This window comes from Wolbachia endosymbiont (group B) of Protocalliphora azurea (assembly GCF_947251865.1).
In the GTDB taxonomy this organism is placed as follows: domain Bacteria; phylum Pseudomonadota; class Alphaproteobacteria; order Rickettsiales; family Anaplasmataceae; genus Wolbachia.
In genome coordinates, this window is sequence record NZ_OX366394.1 from 491,760 (window position 1) to 508,647 (window position 16,888).

General features: G+C 34.4%; 12 protein-coding genes, 2 rRNA genes and 1 pseudogene. 7 read left to right on the plus strand and 8 right to left on the minus strand.

The window, feature by feature from the left end; genetic code table 11:
* Positions 1–42: 42 nt before the first annotated feature.
* Together OPR35_RS02245 and OPR35_RS02250 are read right to left on the minus strand one after the other, a co-directional pair.
* Positions 43–1,827, minus strand: a complete 1,785-nt coding sequence (locus OPR35_RS02245; protein WP_265024964.1) for a ribonucleoside-diphosphate reductase subunit alpha — start codon at positions 1,825–1,827, stop codon at positions 43–45.
* 48 nt (positions 1,828–1,875) lie between these two features.
* Positions 1,876–2,946 (minus strand): methyltransferase domain-containing protein, encoded by a 1,071-nt coding sequence (locus tag OPR35_RS02250; RefSeq protein WP_007302520.1) that lies wholly within the window; start codon positions 2,944–2,946, stop codon positions 1,876–1,878.
* Positions 2,947–3,271: 325 nt separating this feature from the next.
* Between OPR35_RS02250 and OPR35_RS02255 the strand changes: the two genes are divergently transcribed.
* The 3 genes and pseudogenes from OPR35_RS02255 to OPR35_RS02265 all read left to right on the plus strand — a co-directional run.
* Positions 3,272–6,036 (plus strand): 23S ribosomal RNA (locus OPR35_RS02255).
* A 67-nt stretch (positions 6,037–6,103) separates the two neighbouring features.
* Positions 6,104–6,210: ribosomal RNA gene (gene rrf / locus OPR35_RS02260) — 5S ribosomal RNA — on the plus strand.
* A 191-nt stretch (positions 6,211–6,401) separates the two neighbouring features.
* Positions 6,402–7,259, plus strand: a pseudogene (locus OPR35_RS02265) (IS66 family transposase); the annotation flags it as partial.
* Here the strand turns inward: OPR35_RS02265 and OPR35_RS02270 are convergent.
* From OPR35_RS02270 to rpmH, 3 genes are read right to left on the minus strand one after another with little or no spacing between them, the layout of a single operon-like run.
* Complete coding sequence (locus OPR35_RS02270; protein WP_007302521.1) at positions 7,238–7,459, minus strand: hypothetical protein; 222 nt, start codon at positions 7,457–7,459, stop codon at positions 7,238–7,240. The pseudogene OPR35_RS02265 and the gene OPR35_RS02270 sit on opposite strands and share 22 nt — an antisense overlap.
* Positions 7,460–7,519: 60 nt before the next feature.
* Positions 7,520–7,897: a ribonuclease P protein component gene (gene rnpA / locus OPR35_RS02275; RefSeq protein WP_081439702.1), complete on the minus strand. Its 378-nt coding sequence runs from the start codon at positions 7,895–7,897 to the stop codon at positions 7,520–7,522.
* Entirely contained in the window at positions 7,881–8,015 is a 135-nt protein-coding gene (gene rpmH, locus OPR35_RS02280) for a 50S ribosomal protein L34 (protein WP_010404613.1), read from the minus strand. The genes rnpA and rpmH overlap by 17 nt, the downstream gene beginning before the upstream one ends.
* Before the next feature lie 107 nt (positions 8,016–8,122).
* Between rpmH and pstC the strand changes: the two genes are divergently transcribed.
* The 3 genes from pstC to OPR35_RS02295 all read left to right on the plus strand — a co-directional run bounded on the left by pstC (position 8,123) and on the right by OPR35_RS02295 (position 11,091).
* Positions 8,123–9,211, plus strand: coding sequence for a phosphate ABC transporter permease subunit PstC (pstC, locus tag OPR35_RS02285; protein WP_012482001.1), 1,089 nt, complete (start codon positions 8,123–8,125; stop codon positions 9,209–9,211).
* A 96-nt stretch (positions 9,212–9,307) separates the two neighbouring features.
* Positions 9,308–10,744 carry a F0F1 ATP synthase subunit beta gene (atpD, locus tag OPR35_RS02290; protein WP_007302524.1) on the plus strand — a complete coding sequence of 479 codons (1,437 nt, stop codon included), beginning with the start codon at positions 9,308–9,310 and terminating at the stop codon, positions 10,742–10,744.
* Between the two features lie 5 nt (positions 10,745–10,749).
* A complete protein-coding gene (locus OPR35_RS02295; protein ID WP_012482002.1) occupies positions 10,750–11,091 on the plus strand; it encodes a F0F1 ATP synthase subunit epsilon in 342 nt (113 codons plus the stop codon).
* Between the two features lie 130 nt (positions 11,092–11,221).
* On the opposite strand, the gene OPR35_RS02300 is transcribed toward OPR35_RS02295, so the two are convergent.
* Positions 11,222–13,636 carry a hypothetical protein gene (locus tag OPR35_RS02300; protein WP_265024965.1) on the minus strand — a complete coding sequence of 805 codons (2,415 nt, stop codon included), beginning with the start codon at positions 13,634–13,636 and terminating at the stop codon, positions 11,222–11,224.
* A 409-nt stretch (positions 13,637–14,045) separates the two neighbouring features.
* Between OPR35_RS02300 and fsa the strand changes: the two genes are divergently transcribed.
* Complete coding sequence (fsa, locus tag OPR35_RS02305) at positions 14,046–14,690, plus strand: fructose-6-phosphate aldolase (protein ID WP_007302527.1); 645 nt, start codon at positions 14,046–14,048, stop codon at positions 14,688–14,690.
* Between the two features lie 774 nt (positions 14,691–15,464).
* Here fsa and OPR35_RS02310 read toward each other — a convergent pair.
* Both OPR35_RS02310 and OPR35_RS02315 read right to left on the minus strand, forming a co-directional pair.
* Positions 15,465–15,932 carry a hypothetical protein gene (locus tag OPR35_RS02310; RefSeq protein ID WP_264684835.1) on the minus strand — a complete coding sequence of 156 codons (468 nt, stop codon included), beginning with the start codon at positions 15,930–15,932 and terminating at the stop codon, positions 15,465–15,467.
* 132 nt (positions 15,933–16,064) lie between these two features.
* Positions 16,065–16,781, minus strand: a complete 717-nt coding sequence (locus OPR35_RS02315; RefSeq protein WP_007302529.1) for an SDR family NAD(P)-dependent oxidoreductase — start codon at positions 16,779–16,781, stop codon at positions 16,065–16,067.
* Positions 16,782–16,888 lie beyond the last annotated feature (107 nt).

Sequence of the window (16,888 nt, forward strand, 5' to 3'; positions counted from 1 at the left end):
TTTTGTACAATTGTATTTTTGTGACAGTAAGTTATGTACAGTCTACTGGCATGATAGACATTCATCATAATTAATATCTGTTTTTTGTTGCAATATTTCACTTTTTTTTAATATGTCATGTGAGACCTTGTCAGCTCTCTGCATTGATTGTGATCTGCAATAATACAAGCTTTTTAATCCTTTTTTCCAAGCAAGCATATGTATTTTGTGTAAGTAACGTTTATGCACATTGGCAGGTAAGAACAGATTTACTGATTGAGATTGACAAATATAAGGAGTTCTATCACTTGCATGTTCTATGATCCATTGTTGATCAAGTTCGTATGCTGTTTTAAATGTCAGTTTTTCATGCTTGCTAAGAAAATCTAAATGCTGAACAGAACCCTCATTTGTTGAAATTGAGGACCATATTTCATCATTGTCTTGATTTTTTTCTGCTAGTAGTTTTTGCAAGAATTTATTTCGTACTACAAATGAACCTGTAAGTGTCTTCTGTATAAATACGTTTGCTGCATATGGCTCTATTCCAGGGGAAGTGTTGCCTGCGATAATCGAAATTGAGGCAGTTGGAGCAATAGCGAGCTTATGTGTAAACCTTTCCATTAGATCGATTTCTTTAGCATCAAGACATGGACCTTTTTCTTCTGCTAATTTTTTAGAAACTACATCTGCTTGCTCGCGCAAATGCTTAAATACTTTTTTATTCCATTGTTGGGCTGTTACTGATTCAAAAGGAACCATTTTACTTTGTAAAAATGAATGAAAACCCATCACGCCAAGACCGATACTACGCTCTCTTATTGCGGAATATTTTGCTCGCTGTATTTCATTTGGTGCTTGGTTTATGAAATCCTCTAATACATTATCAAGAAAACGCATTATATCTTCTATGAAAAGCTCATTATCTTTCCATTCTTCGTAGTATTCAAGATTTACGGATGATAAACAACATACAGCAGTGCGTGACTTTTTCAGGTGATCGTAACCTGTAGTTAAAGTTATTTCACTGCATAGGTTTGACATTTTGATGTCTAAGTTGAGTTTTTTGTAAGATTCTGGCTTATTGTTATTTGTTGCATCAAGGAAAATAATGTAAGGTTCTCCAGTTTCAACTCTTGCTGTTAATATTTTAATCCATATATCCCGTGCTTTTACTGTTGAAATAACTTTATTGTTATGAGGGCTTATTAAATCCCATTCTTGATCATCTTCAACAGCTTGCATAAACTTATCTGTTACTATTACAGCATGATGTATATTTAATGCTTTGCGATTTGGGTCACCACCAGTTGGCTTACGTAAATCTAGAAACTCTTCTATTTCTGGATGCCATACAGGAAGATAAACTGCTGAGCTTCCTCTTCTTAAGGATCCTTGGCTGATTGCAAGCGTCAGAGCATTTTGTACTACGATAAATGGCACAATTCCTGATGTTTTACCGCTACCTTTGACACTTTCACCAATTGAACGTAAATTTCCCCAATAACTACCTATTCCACCACCACGTGCAGCGAGCCAAACATTTTCATTCCATAAATCAACTATTCCCTGCAAGCTATCTTCAGTTTCGTTAAGAAAGCAGGAAATAGGCAATCCTCTCTTGGTACCACCATTACTAAGTATTGGAGTTGAAGGCATGAACCATAAATTGCTCATGTAATCATAAAGACGCTGTGCATGCTCTTTATTATCAGAGTAGTAATTGGCAATACGTATAAAGAGATCTTGATAACTTTCATTTTCTATTAAATACCTGTCCAATAGAACTGCTTTTCCAAAATCAGTTAATTTACTATCCTTTGCGTAGTTAATAGCAATGTAATTCATAAGACTCCCTTTATGATAATATAGACATTTATTTGAGCGATTTCTCGATTAAGTTGTTAAATTTTTTTGTGGATACTGTAATGCAAACAAGATACCATCAACTTGGCTGCCATATATTTTACAGTAACTCATTTGACTTATTTGCATATTTGTTTCTTTTGCAACATGCTGAATATAATCTTCTGAGTGACGAAAATAATCTCCTTTGTTTACAAAGTCAATACCTTTACCTTCCTTTCTTCTTACTAAACATACAATAACCCCTTTTTTGTTTGTCAATCCTTTTGCTAGTTCCAATTCTGCTAGAAAATCATGTAGATAGTGTAGCACTTCAGCAAAGATAATTACATCATACTGCTGGTTCTTCTCTTGTTTAAGAAACTCTTTCATTTCTGTATGTATTAACTCATCGTAAACAGGTTTACCTTTTATAAGGCATCCTCTTGCAATATTGAGCATTCTATTTGAGATGTCAACTCCTGTTATGCGACTTCTAATATTACTTATTTTTAGGAAGTGACCACATATTCCAGTACCGCAACCAAGGTCGAGTATATTCAGTTTAGAAGTGGAGTTGTTAAAGACTTTTGTAATTATCATGTGTACTAGTTCATGCCCTCTGTATTGTTTGGCAATTAGCCAATGCTCAACAAAATATTCACCTGTGTAATCAAAATATTGCTTTATGAGATTTTCAGGCAATTCCACAATATCTGATGTGTTTGTTATTTTCTTTATATAGTAAGAAGCTTCTTTATGACTACTATCTAATTTTAGGGTTTTTGTTAAATAATTATAAGCTTTGTTAGTATTGCCTACTGCAAAATGACATCTTCCGATATTATACCAGACTAGAGGTAAATTAGGGTAGAATATGCTAATTAACCAAAATCTTAACTTTGCATCTGATATATTACCTTTATAGAAGTGATATAACCCGATTTCAGTGTTGGTATTTAACAGGTTTTTAGATTTTTCAAGAAACACTACAATTTCTTTATGGAGAGTACTGTATTTATCCATAATGAAATTTTTTACTTTTTTACTATTTAATAAGCCAGTGAGCTTGGATATACAATTTAAAGCAAAGTTTTTTATAAAAGATAGATTACTTTTCATACATTAGAAATACTCCAAATGTTCATTTTTAGGTAACTAATTTTAACACATTTTATCTTACAAAATATCTTTTTCATTAATTTTTCTGTACATATCAATTTGTCAAATATTTCTTAGATTATAATGTTTAAGATTGCTGGTATATTGTTGTTGATAATAATAGGTAAATGTTTTGTGTAAAAAGGCGTTGACATATGATTTATCAGATTGTAACATATAAAAGATTAGTTTTTAGATGTTTGAAAAGTTTTATGGTAGAGATTATTTAATCTCAATTCAATTGTAAGTTAATATTTAACTCTGCATATTCTACATATAGTCAGATAAATAAATTATTAAGAGCACTTGATGGATGCCTTGGCGTTAAGAGGCGATGAAGGACGTGGCAGGCTGCGATAAGCTGCGGGAAATTGTCAACAAATTTTGATCCGCAGATTTCCGAATGGGGAAACCCAACTAGCTTAGCTAGTTATTATATACTAAGTATATAAAGCAAACTTGGTGAACTGAAATATCTAAGTAGCCAAAGGAAAAGAAATCAACCGAGATTCTGTTAGTAGTGACGAGCGAAAGCGGAAAAGGCTAGTGATTTAAAAATAAGAATTAGAATACTCTGGAAATGGTAACCATAGAAGGTGATAGTCCTGTACAAATAGAAAGTTTTTAAATCCTTGAGTAGAGCGGGGCACGTGAAATCCTGTTTGAATATGGGGGGACCATCCTCCAAGCCTAAATACTCCTTAACGACCGATAGTGAACAAGTACCGTGAGGGAAAGGTGAAAAGAACCCCGGGAGGGGAGTGAAATAGAATCTGAAATCAAGTGCTTACAAACAGTTGGAGCTCTATATCAATTTATTGATATTTAGAGTGACAGCGTACCTTTTGCATAATGGGTCAGCGAGTTAATCTATGAAGCAAGCTTAAGCCGATAGGTGTAGGCGTAGCGAAAGCAAGTCTGAATAGGGCGTTTAGTTTTATGGATTAGACCCGAAACCAAGTGATCTAGTCATGACCAGATTGAAGGTATGGTAAAACATACTGAAGGATCGAACCAGTTAATGTTGCAACATTATTGGATGAGTTGTGATTAGGGGTGAAAGGCCAATCAAACTTGGAAATAGCTGGTTCTCCGCGAAATCTATTTAGGTAGAGCGTTGTATTTATGTTGTTGGGGGTAGAGCACTGGATAGACTAGGGGGATTCATCATCTTACCAAATCTAACCAAACTCCGAATACCAATAATTAATTATACAGCAGACACACTATGGGTGCTAAGTCCGTGGTGGAAAGGGAAACAGCCCAGATCACTATCTAAGGTCCCAAAATTACAGCTAAGTGGGAAAGGAAGTAGAAAAACCATTACAGCTAGGAGGTTGGCTTGGAAGCAGCCATCCTTTAAAGAAAGCGTAACAGCTCACTTGTCTAAATAAGTTTTTCTGCGCCGAAAATGTACCGGGGCTAAAGCTGTATACCGAAGATGTGGGTGCTTATTAATTTCGATTAATAGGCGCGGTAGCGGAGCGTTCCGTAAGTCTGTGAAGGTGGTTTGTAAAAACTGCTGGAGATATCGGAAGTGAGAATGCTGACATAAGTAGCGTAAAAGAGTGTGAAAAACACTCTCACCAAAAATCTAAGGGTTCCTACGTTAAGTTAATCTGCGTAGGGTTAGTCGGTTCCTAAGGCGAGTCCGTAAAGGAGTAGTCGATGGCAATTAGGTTAATATTCCTAAACCTCTTAAGTGTGACGGGTTTTGTATTTGTATAGGTCTTATTGGATTGATCTATGCTTAAAAGAAGCTCCAGGAAATAGCACTTATATTTATGAGGCCGTACCGTAAACCGACACTGGTGGATGAGTAGAGTATACTAAGGTGTTGAAAGAATGATGTTGAAGGAACTCGGCAAATTATACCTGTAACTTCGGAAGAAGGGTAACCTGCTTTTAGGCAACTATAAGTAGGTGGCACAAAATAGGGAGTAGCGACTGTTTACTAAAAACACAGGACTCTGCAAACACGTAAGTGGAAGTATAGGGTCTGACGCCTGCCCGGTGCTGGAAGGTTAATAGGAGGGGTGCAAGCTCTGAATTGAAGCCCCAGTAAACGGCGGCCGTAACACTGACGGTCCTAAGGTAGCGAAATTCCTTGTCGGGTAAGTTCCGACCCGCACGAATGGCGTAACGATTTCTCCACTGTCTCCAACATCACTTCAGCGAAATTGAATTCCCCGTGCAGATGCGGGGTACCCGCGGTTAGACGAAGAGACCCCGTGCACCTTTACTATAGCTTTACATTGCTATTAAAAGTGTGATGTGCAGGATAGGTGGGAGACTTTGAAGTTATGGCGCTAGCTATAATGGAGTTAACCTTGAGATACCACCCTTTACACTTTTGATATCTAACTATGTTTCATTATCTGGAACTAGGACATTGTATGGTGGGTAGTTTGACTGGGGCGGTCGCCTCCTAAAAAGTAACGGAGGCGTGCGAAGGTAAGCTAGAGCTGGTCGGAAATCAGCTTGATAGTACAATGGCATAAGCTTGCCTGACTGCGAGGCTGACAAGCCAAGCAGAGACGAAAGTCGGTCATAGTGATCCGGTAATTCTGTATGGAAGGGTTATCGCTCAACGGATAAAAGGTACGCCGGGGATAACAGGCTGATGGTGTTCGAGAGTTCATATCGACGACACCGTTTGGCACCTCGATGTCGACTCATCACATCCTGGGGCTGGAGAAGGTCCCAAGGGTTCGGCTGTTCGCCGATTAAAGTGTTACGTGAGTTGGGTTTAGAACGTCGTGAGACAGTTCGGTTTCTATCTGCCGTGGGTGAAGGAAATTTGAGAAGATCTGACTCTAGTACGAGAGGACCGAGATGTATATACCTCTGGTGTACCAGCTGTTATGCCAATAGCATCGCTGGGTAGCTATGTATAGATGGGATAATTGCTGAAAGCATATAAGCAAGAAACCCTCTTCAAAAAAATTTCCCAATTAAGGCCGTGGGAGACTACCACGTTGATAGGCTAGGTGTAGAAGCATGGTAACATGTGAAGCTAACTGGTACTAATAGCCTGATTGATTTATTTGCTTTCTATATGTGCATATGCAGTGTTAAATATTAAATTAAAATTTATTAAGTCAGAAATTTTTGTTGACTTGGTGGCTATAGCAAAAATGAACCACCCGATCTCATTTCGAACTCGGAAGTGAAACTTTTTAGCGCCGATGATACTTAAAAAGGGAAAGTAGGTCGTTGCCAAGTTTATAAAAATTTCTTCTTATTTATATCTTTTCAGTAGAGCGATGAAACAAGGTAAACATAGAGTAGCTGTGAGGTAATATAACTGATCTTTTAGAACTCTGCGAAAACTTTAAGATAAAAGTAGAAAATTTAAAAGTAGAATTTGTCACTTATTTCCAAATTAGGAGGAGAGATAGCAACATTTAACAAATCATCAAACAATTGATCTTCCGAAAATCAAACTTTATATAATTGAATATTAATTAAGTTGTTGGAGATGAGGAGAAAGAAGAAGTAGCAAACTACCAAAAAGCAGATACATTTGGTCCAATAGTTAGGTGATAATTGTAGCACTCAGTGGATCTTATAAAAATTCAAAACGTGAAAATTATAAGTGATGTTTTTAATGTGAATTGAAAGCGTATCAAATAGTGAATATAGAATTCCCTCAAATGCAAAAAGGTGTATGAGCAAATCGAATAAGAAAAGTGAGGTTTTGCGCATCAACGTGTTATAATAAAGGTAAACTTGGTTAGTGCTGAAGCAATACTGCAAGTTTTAAAGGGAAAGAAGATTTAAAAGACAGTGTATGTTGCAATCGTAATAGTCGCTGAAAGGTACTTTGAAACATAGCTGGACTATTGAAGTTAAAATTCTGGGCTGTTACTTAAAAAACGCATCCACTGAATTATTTATGCTAAAAAAAGCTTTATTAAAAAATGAAACAGAAGTGTAAGAAAGTTGCAAAACGTATAAGGTATTACTTGAAGCTACCTATCTGAAGCAACTGGAGCTTCTCAAGTTGCGAAAAATATTTTAAAATCTGAAAGAATGATGTGAAATTTTTTAAGTAAACCAGAAAGTATTCCACTATCACGCTGAACAGCAAATTAGGCATTATATCGTTTACTGTAAAAGCTCATATTTTACGTAATCAGAGCTAGGAACTTGAAAGGATAATTTCATTATACTTAACATGGAAACAAAGAGAACTATACAATCCCCTACCTATCGTTTCTTCAACCACTTCCCTGAACGGGTACTTTTATCAAACTATTCTCTTATTGTAATGAGTTGCTTCTATATTAAAATTTAGCAATTTCCCTCTAGGATTATCTTTATTTTGTTCTAAATATTGGCTTTGTTCAAATGCCATTCCCCATTGTGTACGATAGCTAGACTTTCTATATTCATAAAAACTCTCTTCAGCATTATTTGTATCGAGCTTTTTATCTTGTTTTTTTATACTTTCTACCTCAAGCACCCACATCTATTAATTTATTTTAAAAACCTCACTTATCTTATCATAAAAAATATAGCTGTAAATACTTTAGTGAAAATTCCTTCTTATTTTATCTTTCTTTAAGCAAATATTGAGGTCTTTTTGTAAATTTTTATAGCCTGCTTGCATAATGTTTTGATGGGTTAGTATTATGTAATAGTATCCTACATTACTTATATTAGAAATGCTAACTTTAGCTAGCATTCGTAATTGCCTTTTTATTTTATTTCTTTTTGCTGCTTTTCCGACTTTTTTACTGATAGCCAGACCTACTCTAATAACATGAATATACTTTTCAGGTTCTCTTTCTTTTATAGCATATAGTGATATATATACCCCTCGATAAAAAAGACTGTAAGATGCTAATCTGTTTTTAAAAGCAAAGGAAAACTCTTTTTTTTTATGCTTACTATGCGCATAATTTATTACACCCTAATGAGCGACGCTTATTAAGAATTTTTCTTCCAGCTTTTGTTGACATACGTGAACGAAATCCATGTTTGTGCTTTTTTTTTAAATTTTTTGGTTGAAATGTTCTTTTCATTGTTTTTATATTAATATGACTATTTATTTTAAACTATTTTGCTCTATTGTCAAATAATGGTCAACTTCTGTGGCATTCTTGTTGAATAAAATTTGATATATGGAAAAATGAATTTAATTATAGGCGTACTTGTTTTACTAGTCCTTTTATTTTGTTTGAGTAAGTTTCAAGCAGTAAGTAAAGTTAAGTCTTATATATATTTGAGTTGTATGTGGATGCTACCTTGTTTGTTAGCATTCTATGATGGTTATTTTATAACTTCTATTTCTATAGCGTTACTTTTTTTTATGCTGATTTTTATCCTTAAAGGTAAAAGAAATAAGATGGTAAAATTTTTGTTATTTATGGCTTTAGCAATATCACTTTTTATCACTTTATTTATAATGCTATCTATTTTTGTTCAGTCCATTTCTTTTTTTAATAAAGTAGCTATTTCAGAATTCTTATTTTGCTTAAAATGGAAGCATAATGTAGCTATTATTGGTGAAGGAGAGGTGGGGTGTTTTGGTATAGCGCCACTTTTAGTGGGGACATTACTTATAACTATTGTAGCAATGTTAGTTGCGGTGCCGCTTGGTTTATTTTCTGCAATATATATTAGTGAGTATGCGAGTGAAAAAGTGCGTTATGTTATTAATACAGCCTTACAGGTTTTGTCTGCTATTCCTACTGTTGTATATGGATACTTCTCAGTTATATTTTTGTCTTTTTTTATAAAGCAGGTAGCAAATTTTTTTAATTTAAGTATACACTCAGAAAGTGCTTTGATTGCTGGTTTATCGATCGGGGTAATGATTCTTCCTTTTATTATTTCTTTGCTTGAAGATGCTATAAGATCTGTTCCAAAAAGTTTACGTTATGGTTTTATGGCGCTTGGCGCAACACCAGCGGAAACTATATGGCATATAACAATACCTTATGCAATGCCTACAATTTTAAGTGCAATTTTATTATCAATTTCAAGAGTAATAGGTGAAACAATGATTGTACTAATGGCTGTGGGAATCAATGCAAATTTGACCTTTAATCCTCTCAATTCAGTTACTACTATCACTGTACAAATTGCTACATTACTTACCGGAGATCAGGATTTCAATAGTGTGCAAACTCTTGCTGCTTATGCGCTTAGTTTGGTGCTGTTTGTTATTACTTGGCTATTGAATGCATTTGCATTGTTTATAATGAAACGTAACTAGTAAGTGTTTTAATATTGCAAAATTTCTGTTAATAATATAAGATTTATTTTCTTTAGAAGTTCTTTTATAGAATTGTAGTGTTAGGTGATGAAAGAGATGAGTACAGGTAAAGTAGTTAAAATAACTCAAGCAGTTGTTGATTTAAAATTTGAAGACGGGTTGCCTAAGATATTTAATGCTTTAAAAAGCAAACTAAAATATAAGGGCAAGGAGCTAGTTTTAGAGGTTTCACAGCATATAGGTGACAATATAGTTCGTTGCATTGCTATGGATAGCACAGATGGTATGTCAAGAGGTGATGAGTTTGTTGATACAGGTGCACCAATATCAGTTCCGGTTGGACGCTCAACTTTAGGAAGGATTTTTAATGTTGTAGGGGAGCTTATAGATGAGTGTGGTCCGCTAAAAGGAAAGTATGATTTAGAACCTATACATAGATCACCTCCAAGCTTTACTGAGCAGAAGATACAGGAAGAAGTTTTAGTTACAGGAATAAAGGTTATAGATCTTCTTGCTCCTTATCTTAAAGGAGGAAAAATTGGCTTATTTGGTGGAGCTGGTGTTGGTAAAACAGTTCTGATAATGGAGCTGATTAACAACATAGCAAAAGCTCATAAAGGATTTTCTGTGTTTGCTGGAGTAGGAGAGAGAACGCGTGAAGGTAATGATCTTTATAACGAGATGATTACTTCGAATGTAATAGATATAAATGAGCACGAAAAATCTCAAGCCGTTTTGGTTTATGGTCAAATGAATGAACCTCCTGGAGCAAGGGCTAGGGTTGCTTTAACAGCACTAACTATGGCGGAGTATTTTCGTGATCATGAAAATCAAGATGTTCTATTTTTTGTAGATAATATCTTCCGTTTTACTCAAGCTGGCTCTGAAATTTCTGCTTTGCTTGGAAGAATACCGTCGGCTGTTGGTTATCAGCCAACTCTTGCGACTGATATGGGCGCTATGCAAGAGAGAATAGCCTCAACTACTGCTGGTTCTATTACTTCTGTACAGGCTATATATGTTCCTGCAGACGATTTGACCGATCCAGCTCCAGCAACGACATTCTCTCATCTTGATGCAACCACAGTGTTGTCAAGGCAGATAGCTGAAATGGGTATATATCCTGCTGTTGATCCACTTGACTCAACTTCTCAGTCTTTATCTGCTGAAATCATTGGTGAAGAACATTATAATGTGGCTTCTGAGGTGAAACGTATATTGCAAACTTATAAGTCGCTGCAAGATATTATCGCAATACTTGGTATGGATGAACTATCTGATGAAGATAAAATTATTGTTGATAGAGCTCGTAAAATTCAGAAGTTTCTTTCTCAACCTTTTCATGTTGCGGAGGTATTTACTGGCATGTCTGGCAAATTTGTTTCACTTTCTGATACTATTTCTAGTTTTAAAGGAATTATTGAAGGTAAATATGATCATCTGCCAGAAGCTGCTTTTTATATGGTGGGAAGTATAAGTGAAGCAATAGAAAAGGCTGAATCAATAAAAGCTGAAGTTGGAGCCGGACATTAAAGATTATGAACACTTTTAAGGTGCAATTTTTTTCTCCTGATAATCGAATTTCATTCGATGAAGTGGTTTCGCTTTCAGTGAATGGGCTTGAAGGAGAGCTAGTGATTTTAGCTTACCATTCTCCTTACTTAATTTATTTATTGCCTGGTATAATTACTGCTCAAATGAGTAACCAGACAAAGGAAAAAGTTGTAATTGATAATGGTATATTAGAGGTTGCAAATAATAATTGTAGCATTATAACGAATCAAATTCAGGTTTTTGATCATTTGACTCATGATGAGGAATCATTAAAAGATAAGAGAGTTGGTATATATTTAAGTTATCTTGATGTCAAATCTCTTTAGGGGCTCTTTTTTGTTCAAGAAATAAGTCTACTCTTGTCATCTCAATGTTTGTCGTTCAAGTAGCTGACACACAACTCGGATGACAAGAGGGGCTACTTGAATAAAGAAGCCGCTGGTCTCATGTGCATCTTTAAACATTTTCACGCTGACTTTGGCTACACACCTTTGAGGGACTGCTGATTAAGTCTAGAAGTGAATTACAGTGATCGCTATGAAATGCGCTATCAAGGCTTAAAGACCTAGATTTTTTTTCTGAATCATCAATTTTCTCTGTAAGCTGGTAAAACATTTTTGAATTATTATCAAAAACTTCCTTTTTATTAACAAGTACTTGATCAATTACTGGACTTAACAGTTCTACTTGGCTATTTAAGTATTGTACTTTATCGTTTAGCTCTTTTTTTTCTCTTATTAATCTTTCAATCTCATCTTCATATTCTTTAAACTTTAATTCCAGTGATGGACGGTACTTATTAACTATTTCTTCTTCTATCTCCTGCCGTAATTGCCCTCTTATTGTCTCGATCTGCTCATCTTTAAGCTCTAGCTCGTTCTTTAACGTTTCAAAATCCCACGTTAGCTGATCTGCCTCTTGTTCATCAGATTCCAAATGTGCGTTATGCTCATTTTCTAAATTTTGTATTTGAGATTTATAACTCGCTATACACTTATCCCTTGCACTTATCATGTGTTCTGCTTCCTCTATCTCTTTCTCTTTTTTTTCAAACTGGTTCAATTTACCTTGTCGTTTCTCTTGTTCTGCATTAGCAGTTTTTAGCTTTTCCTTCAGTTCTTCTACCTTTTCTTCCAGTTCCTTATTTTTTCCATAAATTTCTTGAATTTTCTGCTCTTGCTCCTTATTGAGCTGGATTATTCGCTCATCTGTTTTACTCATTTCTTCCTCAAGTCTTTGTTCCTTTTCTTTACACTCAACTTGTAAATCATTGCACTGTTCCTCCAATTCCTCAATTTTTTGCTTAGCCTCCACGAGTTCTTGTTCTGATTCTACTTGCTTTGCTTTTAACATTTGATTTGCTTCTTTCAGTAATAATAACTCTTCTTTCAAATCTGATATTTGTTGTTCACTGCTTTCTTTTGTACTATTGCTATAGTGTTCTAATTGATCAAGCTTGTCTTCCAAACTATACTTTTCTTCTTTCAGTTGATTTAATTCCTCGTGCAATTTTCTTAACTCACTTATCAACTCTTCTTTTCCTGCATTGGCAACTTCCAGCTTTTTCTTCAGGTCTTTCTTTTCTTCATATGCACCTTCAAGTTCTTGCGCTCTTTCTTGCAGCTCTGTTGACATATTTGCTAGCTTTGCATTTTTTTGTGTCAGTTCAGCTTGCAATTTTGCATTTTTTTGCTTTTCTTCTCCAAGTTCATTCTGTAAATCACTATTATGCTTTTCAAATTCTTGCTTGGCCTCTTCGAGCCTATGCTGTAAATTGTTCCTCTGCTCATTTAATTCTCTAATTTCTTGTTCAGCTTTTGTAAGCTTTTGATCTAGTTGTTGTGAGTTAACTTCTGTTTGCGCTGCAGCTTCTTGCAAATTAACTTCTGTCTGAGTTTCAGTTTCTTGAGAGCCAATTCCTGTTTGAGTCTTAACGTGTTGCACAGAGACCTCTGTTTGAGTTTCAGTGTGCTGTGAATTAACTTCTGTTTGAGTTGCAATTGCCTGAGTTGCAATCTGCTGTGGATTAACCTCTGATACATTGTTGCTAGTGAAAGAAAGAATAGGATTGCTTTTAGCATCATTTTCAAGATCTTTCATCTTTTCGTCTTGATTGATTACGATATGTTCGTTATTTTGCAGATTACTAACAGCCGGTGCAATGTTAGCATTTTTGTTCTTTTTCAATAATGCTTTTACAGCATCATGTAGAGAGAGGTCTTGAATATATAATTCCTCATTTTGTCTTATTAATTCCCAAAACTCCTCAGGTGGCGATTCAAAATCTTTACCATTAAACTGTAGTACTTTAGTTATACCAGAATTACTTACATTCATAACCATAGTACAGGTAAAAGTTTTCCCATCCTTGTCCTGCACAGGCCAAGTGCTTGTCATTTCATAATATGCACCCTCTTTAAATTCATAATGTCTTTCCTTACCTTTTCGGTAAGCGTATATGTCATGCTTTTTATTGCAATAAATATTCAATGTGCTAATATCCCTTTCTTGCTGTAAGATATCACTAATTCTTATTGGCTCACTTCTATTGTAATTAATAAGATTAATGTTTAACACTTTATCAGAATTGTTAGTTTCTACATAAAAAGCTCGAAGGTCTATGTCTTTGTCTCTAAAATACTTACTTACAGCTTTTTTTGCCTGATTTGCTAATTCTATAAAGTTTTTTTTAAAGCTCTTGTTGAAAGATAGATCTATATATGCTTGCTTAAAATTTTCATCATTTGTCAAATCCATGAGCAAGTCATAAATCTCCCATTTGTCCTGATAGTATTCTTCTAAAACAGTAATGCTATTTTTTCTTTTCAGTTCTGCTAATATGTTTTTCAATGTCAGGAAATTTGTTGACATAGTATACCCCCTATTACTATTGTTTTGATAATATATTTACTTTGGGAGTGATTAACTCCTTTTGTATTAACCTTTTTAGTTGAATTTAATTGCGAGCGTTAAACTAGATCTTAGTCATTTTGTTTATTGTTCCCCACTATCTATTTGTGTTACTATACTAATAGTAGCACTAAGTTTTAGGCTATGCAAGAATTTCTATTGAACGTAAAGCTAGTAAACTTCAGAAATTGGTTATGCTAATTTTGTTAATAAAATGCAACCAATTAAGGAAAGCGCTATACTGTGTCTCAGTGCAATATTTTCTTTCCTAACGGACTGAAAATTGAGTTGAGTTAAAAATCCGATTTTATTTAATACTTTTCAAAGATGACAATATTTTGTAAAAATAGGTTTTTAATAGGACAATAATATGGAAATTTTTCTTGATAGTGTTGATTTGAATGAAATTAAGGAGCTAAAAGAGTTCATTGATGGTATAACAACTAATCCTTCTTTAATAGCAAAATCTGGACATAAAGATAAGTACGAAGATTTAGTAAGCGAAATATGTTCTATTATAAAAGGACCTGTTAGTGTTGAAGTTGTTGCAGATAGCCATGAAGATATGGTTAAGGAAGGCCTTAAGTTAGCGAAAATCGCTAGTAATATCGTAGTAAAGTTACCTCTTACACATGAAGGATTAATTTCTTGTAAAAAGTTGTGGACAGAACATAAAATACCTGCTAACATTACATTATGTTTTTCTCCTGGACAAGCACTGTTTGCCGCTAAGGCCGGTGCTTGTTTTATTTCTCCCTTTGTTGGTCGCCTTGATGATATAAGCTATGATGGCTTATCGCTAATAGAAGATATATGCACTATATATTCTAATTATAATTTTAAGACAAAAGTTCTTGTTGCATCAGTAAGAAGTCCAGCACATGTAATAGAAGCTGCACGGCTTGGTGCTCATTCAATTACTGTGCCAGCAAAAATACTTAGACAGTTAATTAATCATCCACTTACTGATCAAGGGCTCGCAATATTTGAAAAAGACTGGGGCGTAAAACAATAAATGACATTGCTAAAAAAGACATAAAAACACAATAATTTATATAAAAAGGACATAGGTACCATCTGTCCTTTAAAGACATGTAGGTCAATGATATGCGTAATTCAGTGTTTTAAACATGATAGTCCTCCACTAATAAAAAAGATTGAGAAAAATGTATACAGCTACGACCGAAGTATAGCTAAAATATATTTTAACTGAAGATTATAGATTAATTGAATTGAAAAGTCTGCAGACGAAGATAGATTCCGAGCTCTAGAACACCTTCACCGTGCATGGTAACAAAACTATTAGAGTTTGTCAAGTAATTTTTTATCGTAATTTTACGAACGTGCCATGCCAGTAATTATATCTAGTTAAATTTGTAAAGTAATACAGTGTTTTCGATAGTTATAAAAAAGCTGGATTTCAGTACTGGAGTAACATTTTGGAAATTGGGATGAAAAGAGGGAAAGTACTGGTTTGAAATTAAGTTTTCTGGATTCCAGTGCTGGAATGACAAGAGAGGAGCTCCAGGTACAGCTGTTACCTATAGAATGGCAGTACTAGAATGATAACAAACTGAATGACATATTTAATCTCTATACAGATGTACATCACGCACCGATTTCCATTCAAGGTAATGTTATTCCAGCATTGGAATCCAGTTAGATTTGCGAGTATAAAAGTAATACAACATTTTTGATGATGGAAGCCATTACTAGTATAACAAGAAAGGAAGTGCTGATTTCAGTGTTTATACGTTAGCCATGCATCTAAAAATTTATAAACAAAAGATTACACTTCACAACTTTGTGATGGAATAAGTTTTTCAATGCTGTTGACGCAAAACTCAGTTGTATTATTAGCTATTTCATCGAATTTATCATTTATATCCTTACCTATTTTTTCATCTTTAATATATTCATACAGAGCTAAAATAGCTATAGTTGAACATATTGCGATGAAACCAACTTTTGCTGTAATAAGTAATGATAGCCCACCTGCAAGTATGGACACTGCTCCAATAGCTAGGTTTATAATTTTATTTTGTGTTGATTGATTCTCTTTATCCTCTAAAACGTTTGATATTGCTTTTGAGGCAATTTTTATTGCTATTGCTGTAGTTGAGATTATAACAAACATCATAGCTATTTTTGCTAAGAGAAAAATTGATGGTAGCATTATTACAAGAAACAGTGAAGCACCTCCTATAAATAACCATTTCTCATTTATTTTTTTAGACTGATCTGTATTATTAAGCATTGCAACCCTCCACTTTCATTAACAGTTTATTCATATAATATGAAACATGCGATAGTCAAGATGTTTTTGTGTGGAGAAGCTTGCGATTGAGTTTTGAAGAGCTTTAGCTTTACAAGATGGTAGATTTGGTGATTATCGTAAGATTCTTGCAGTCATTTTAGTGGGAAGAATTTGTAAAATATGAAAAAATAACCGCCAGAAAATTGGAAACGCTATAACTTTCTTTCCTTTAAATATACTTTTTAAAATATATGCTGCAGCTTTTTCTGGCTCCCATATAAAGGGAAGTGGTTTATTAGACTTAAACATATCTGTTTTTACTGGCCCTGGCATTATGGTGATAAACTTTGTGCTACTGTTAGAATATTGGATTTTTAGTGATTGAAAACAACTTTTTAGTGCTGCTTTGCTGGCACAGTATGCAGAAGCATGTGGTGTTGCATGCATAGCAACAAGAGAAGATATAACCGCAAAAGTTGCCAAGGAATTATGATGAATCCATTCTTCAATCCAGTTGATAACGCCAAAATAATTGGTTTCAAATGTTTTTCTATGAATGTTGGTATGAAACTTATCTTCTATTTCGCCACATCCTGCATTAAGAAAAAAGAGATTTGGTATAATATTTTGCTTTTTTAAAAAATCAGACGAGTTTTTAATATTTTCACTTTTGCTTACATCACATGTTATAGGTAAAAAATTACTACCTAATTCTTCTTTTAATTTTTCCAGTTTTTCAGTGCGCCTTGCAATGCCAACCACAAACCATCGATCTTTAATGAGCAACCGTGCTAGACTTTCTCCAATGCCAGATGATGCTCCTGTAATGAGACAAGTTTTTCTATCCATGTGAATTTATATAACATGAAGTATGAATGTAATGACTATTGCCTATTCACACAAGTTAAGTTTGCTATAATTTTCCTAAATAATAAAAAAAGAAAGCTACTTATAAT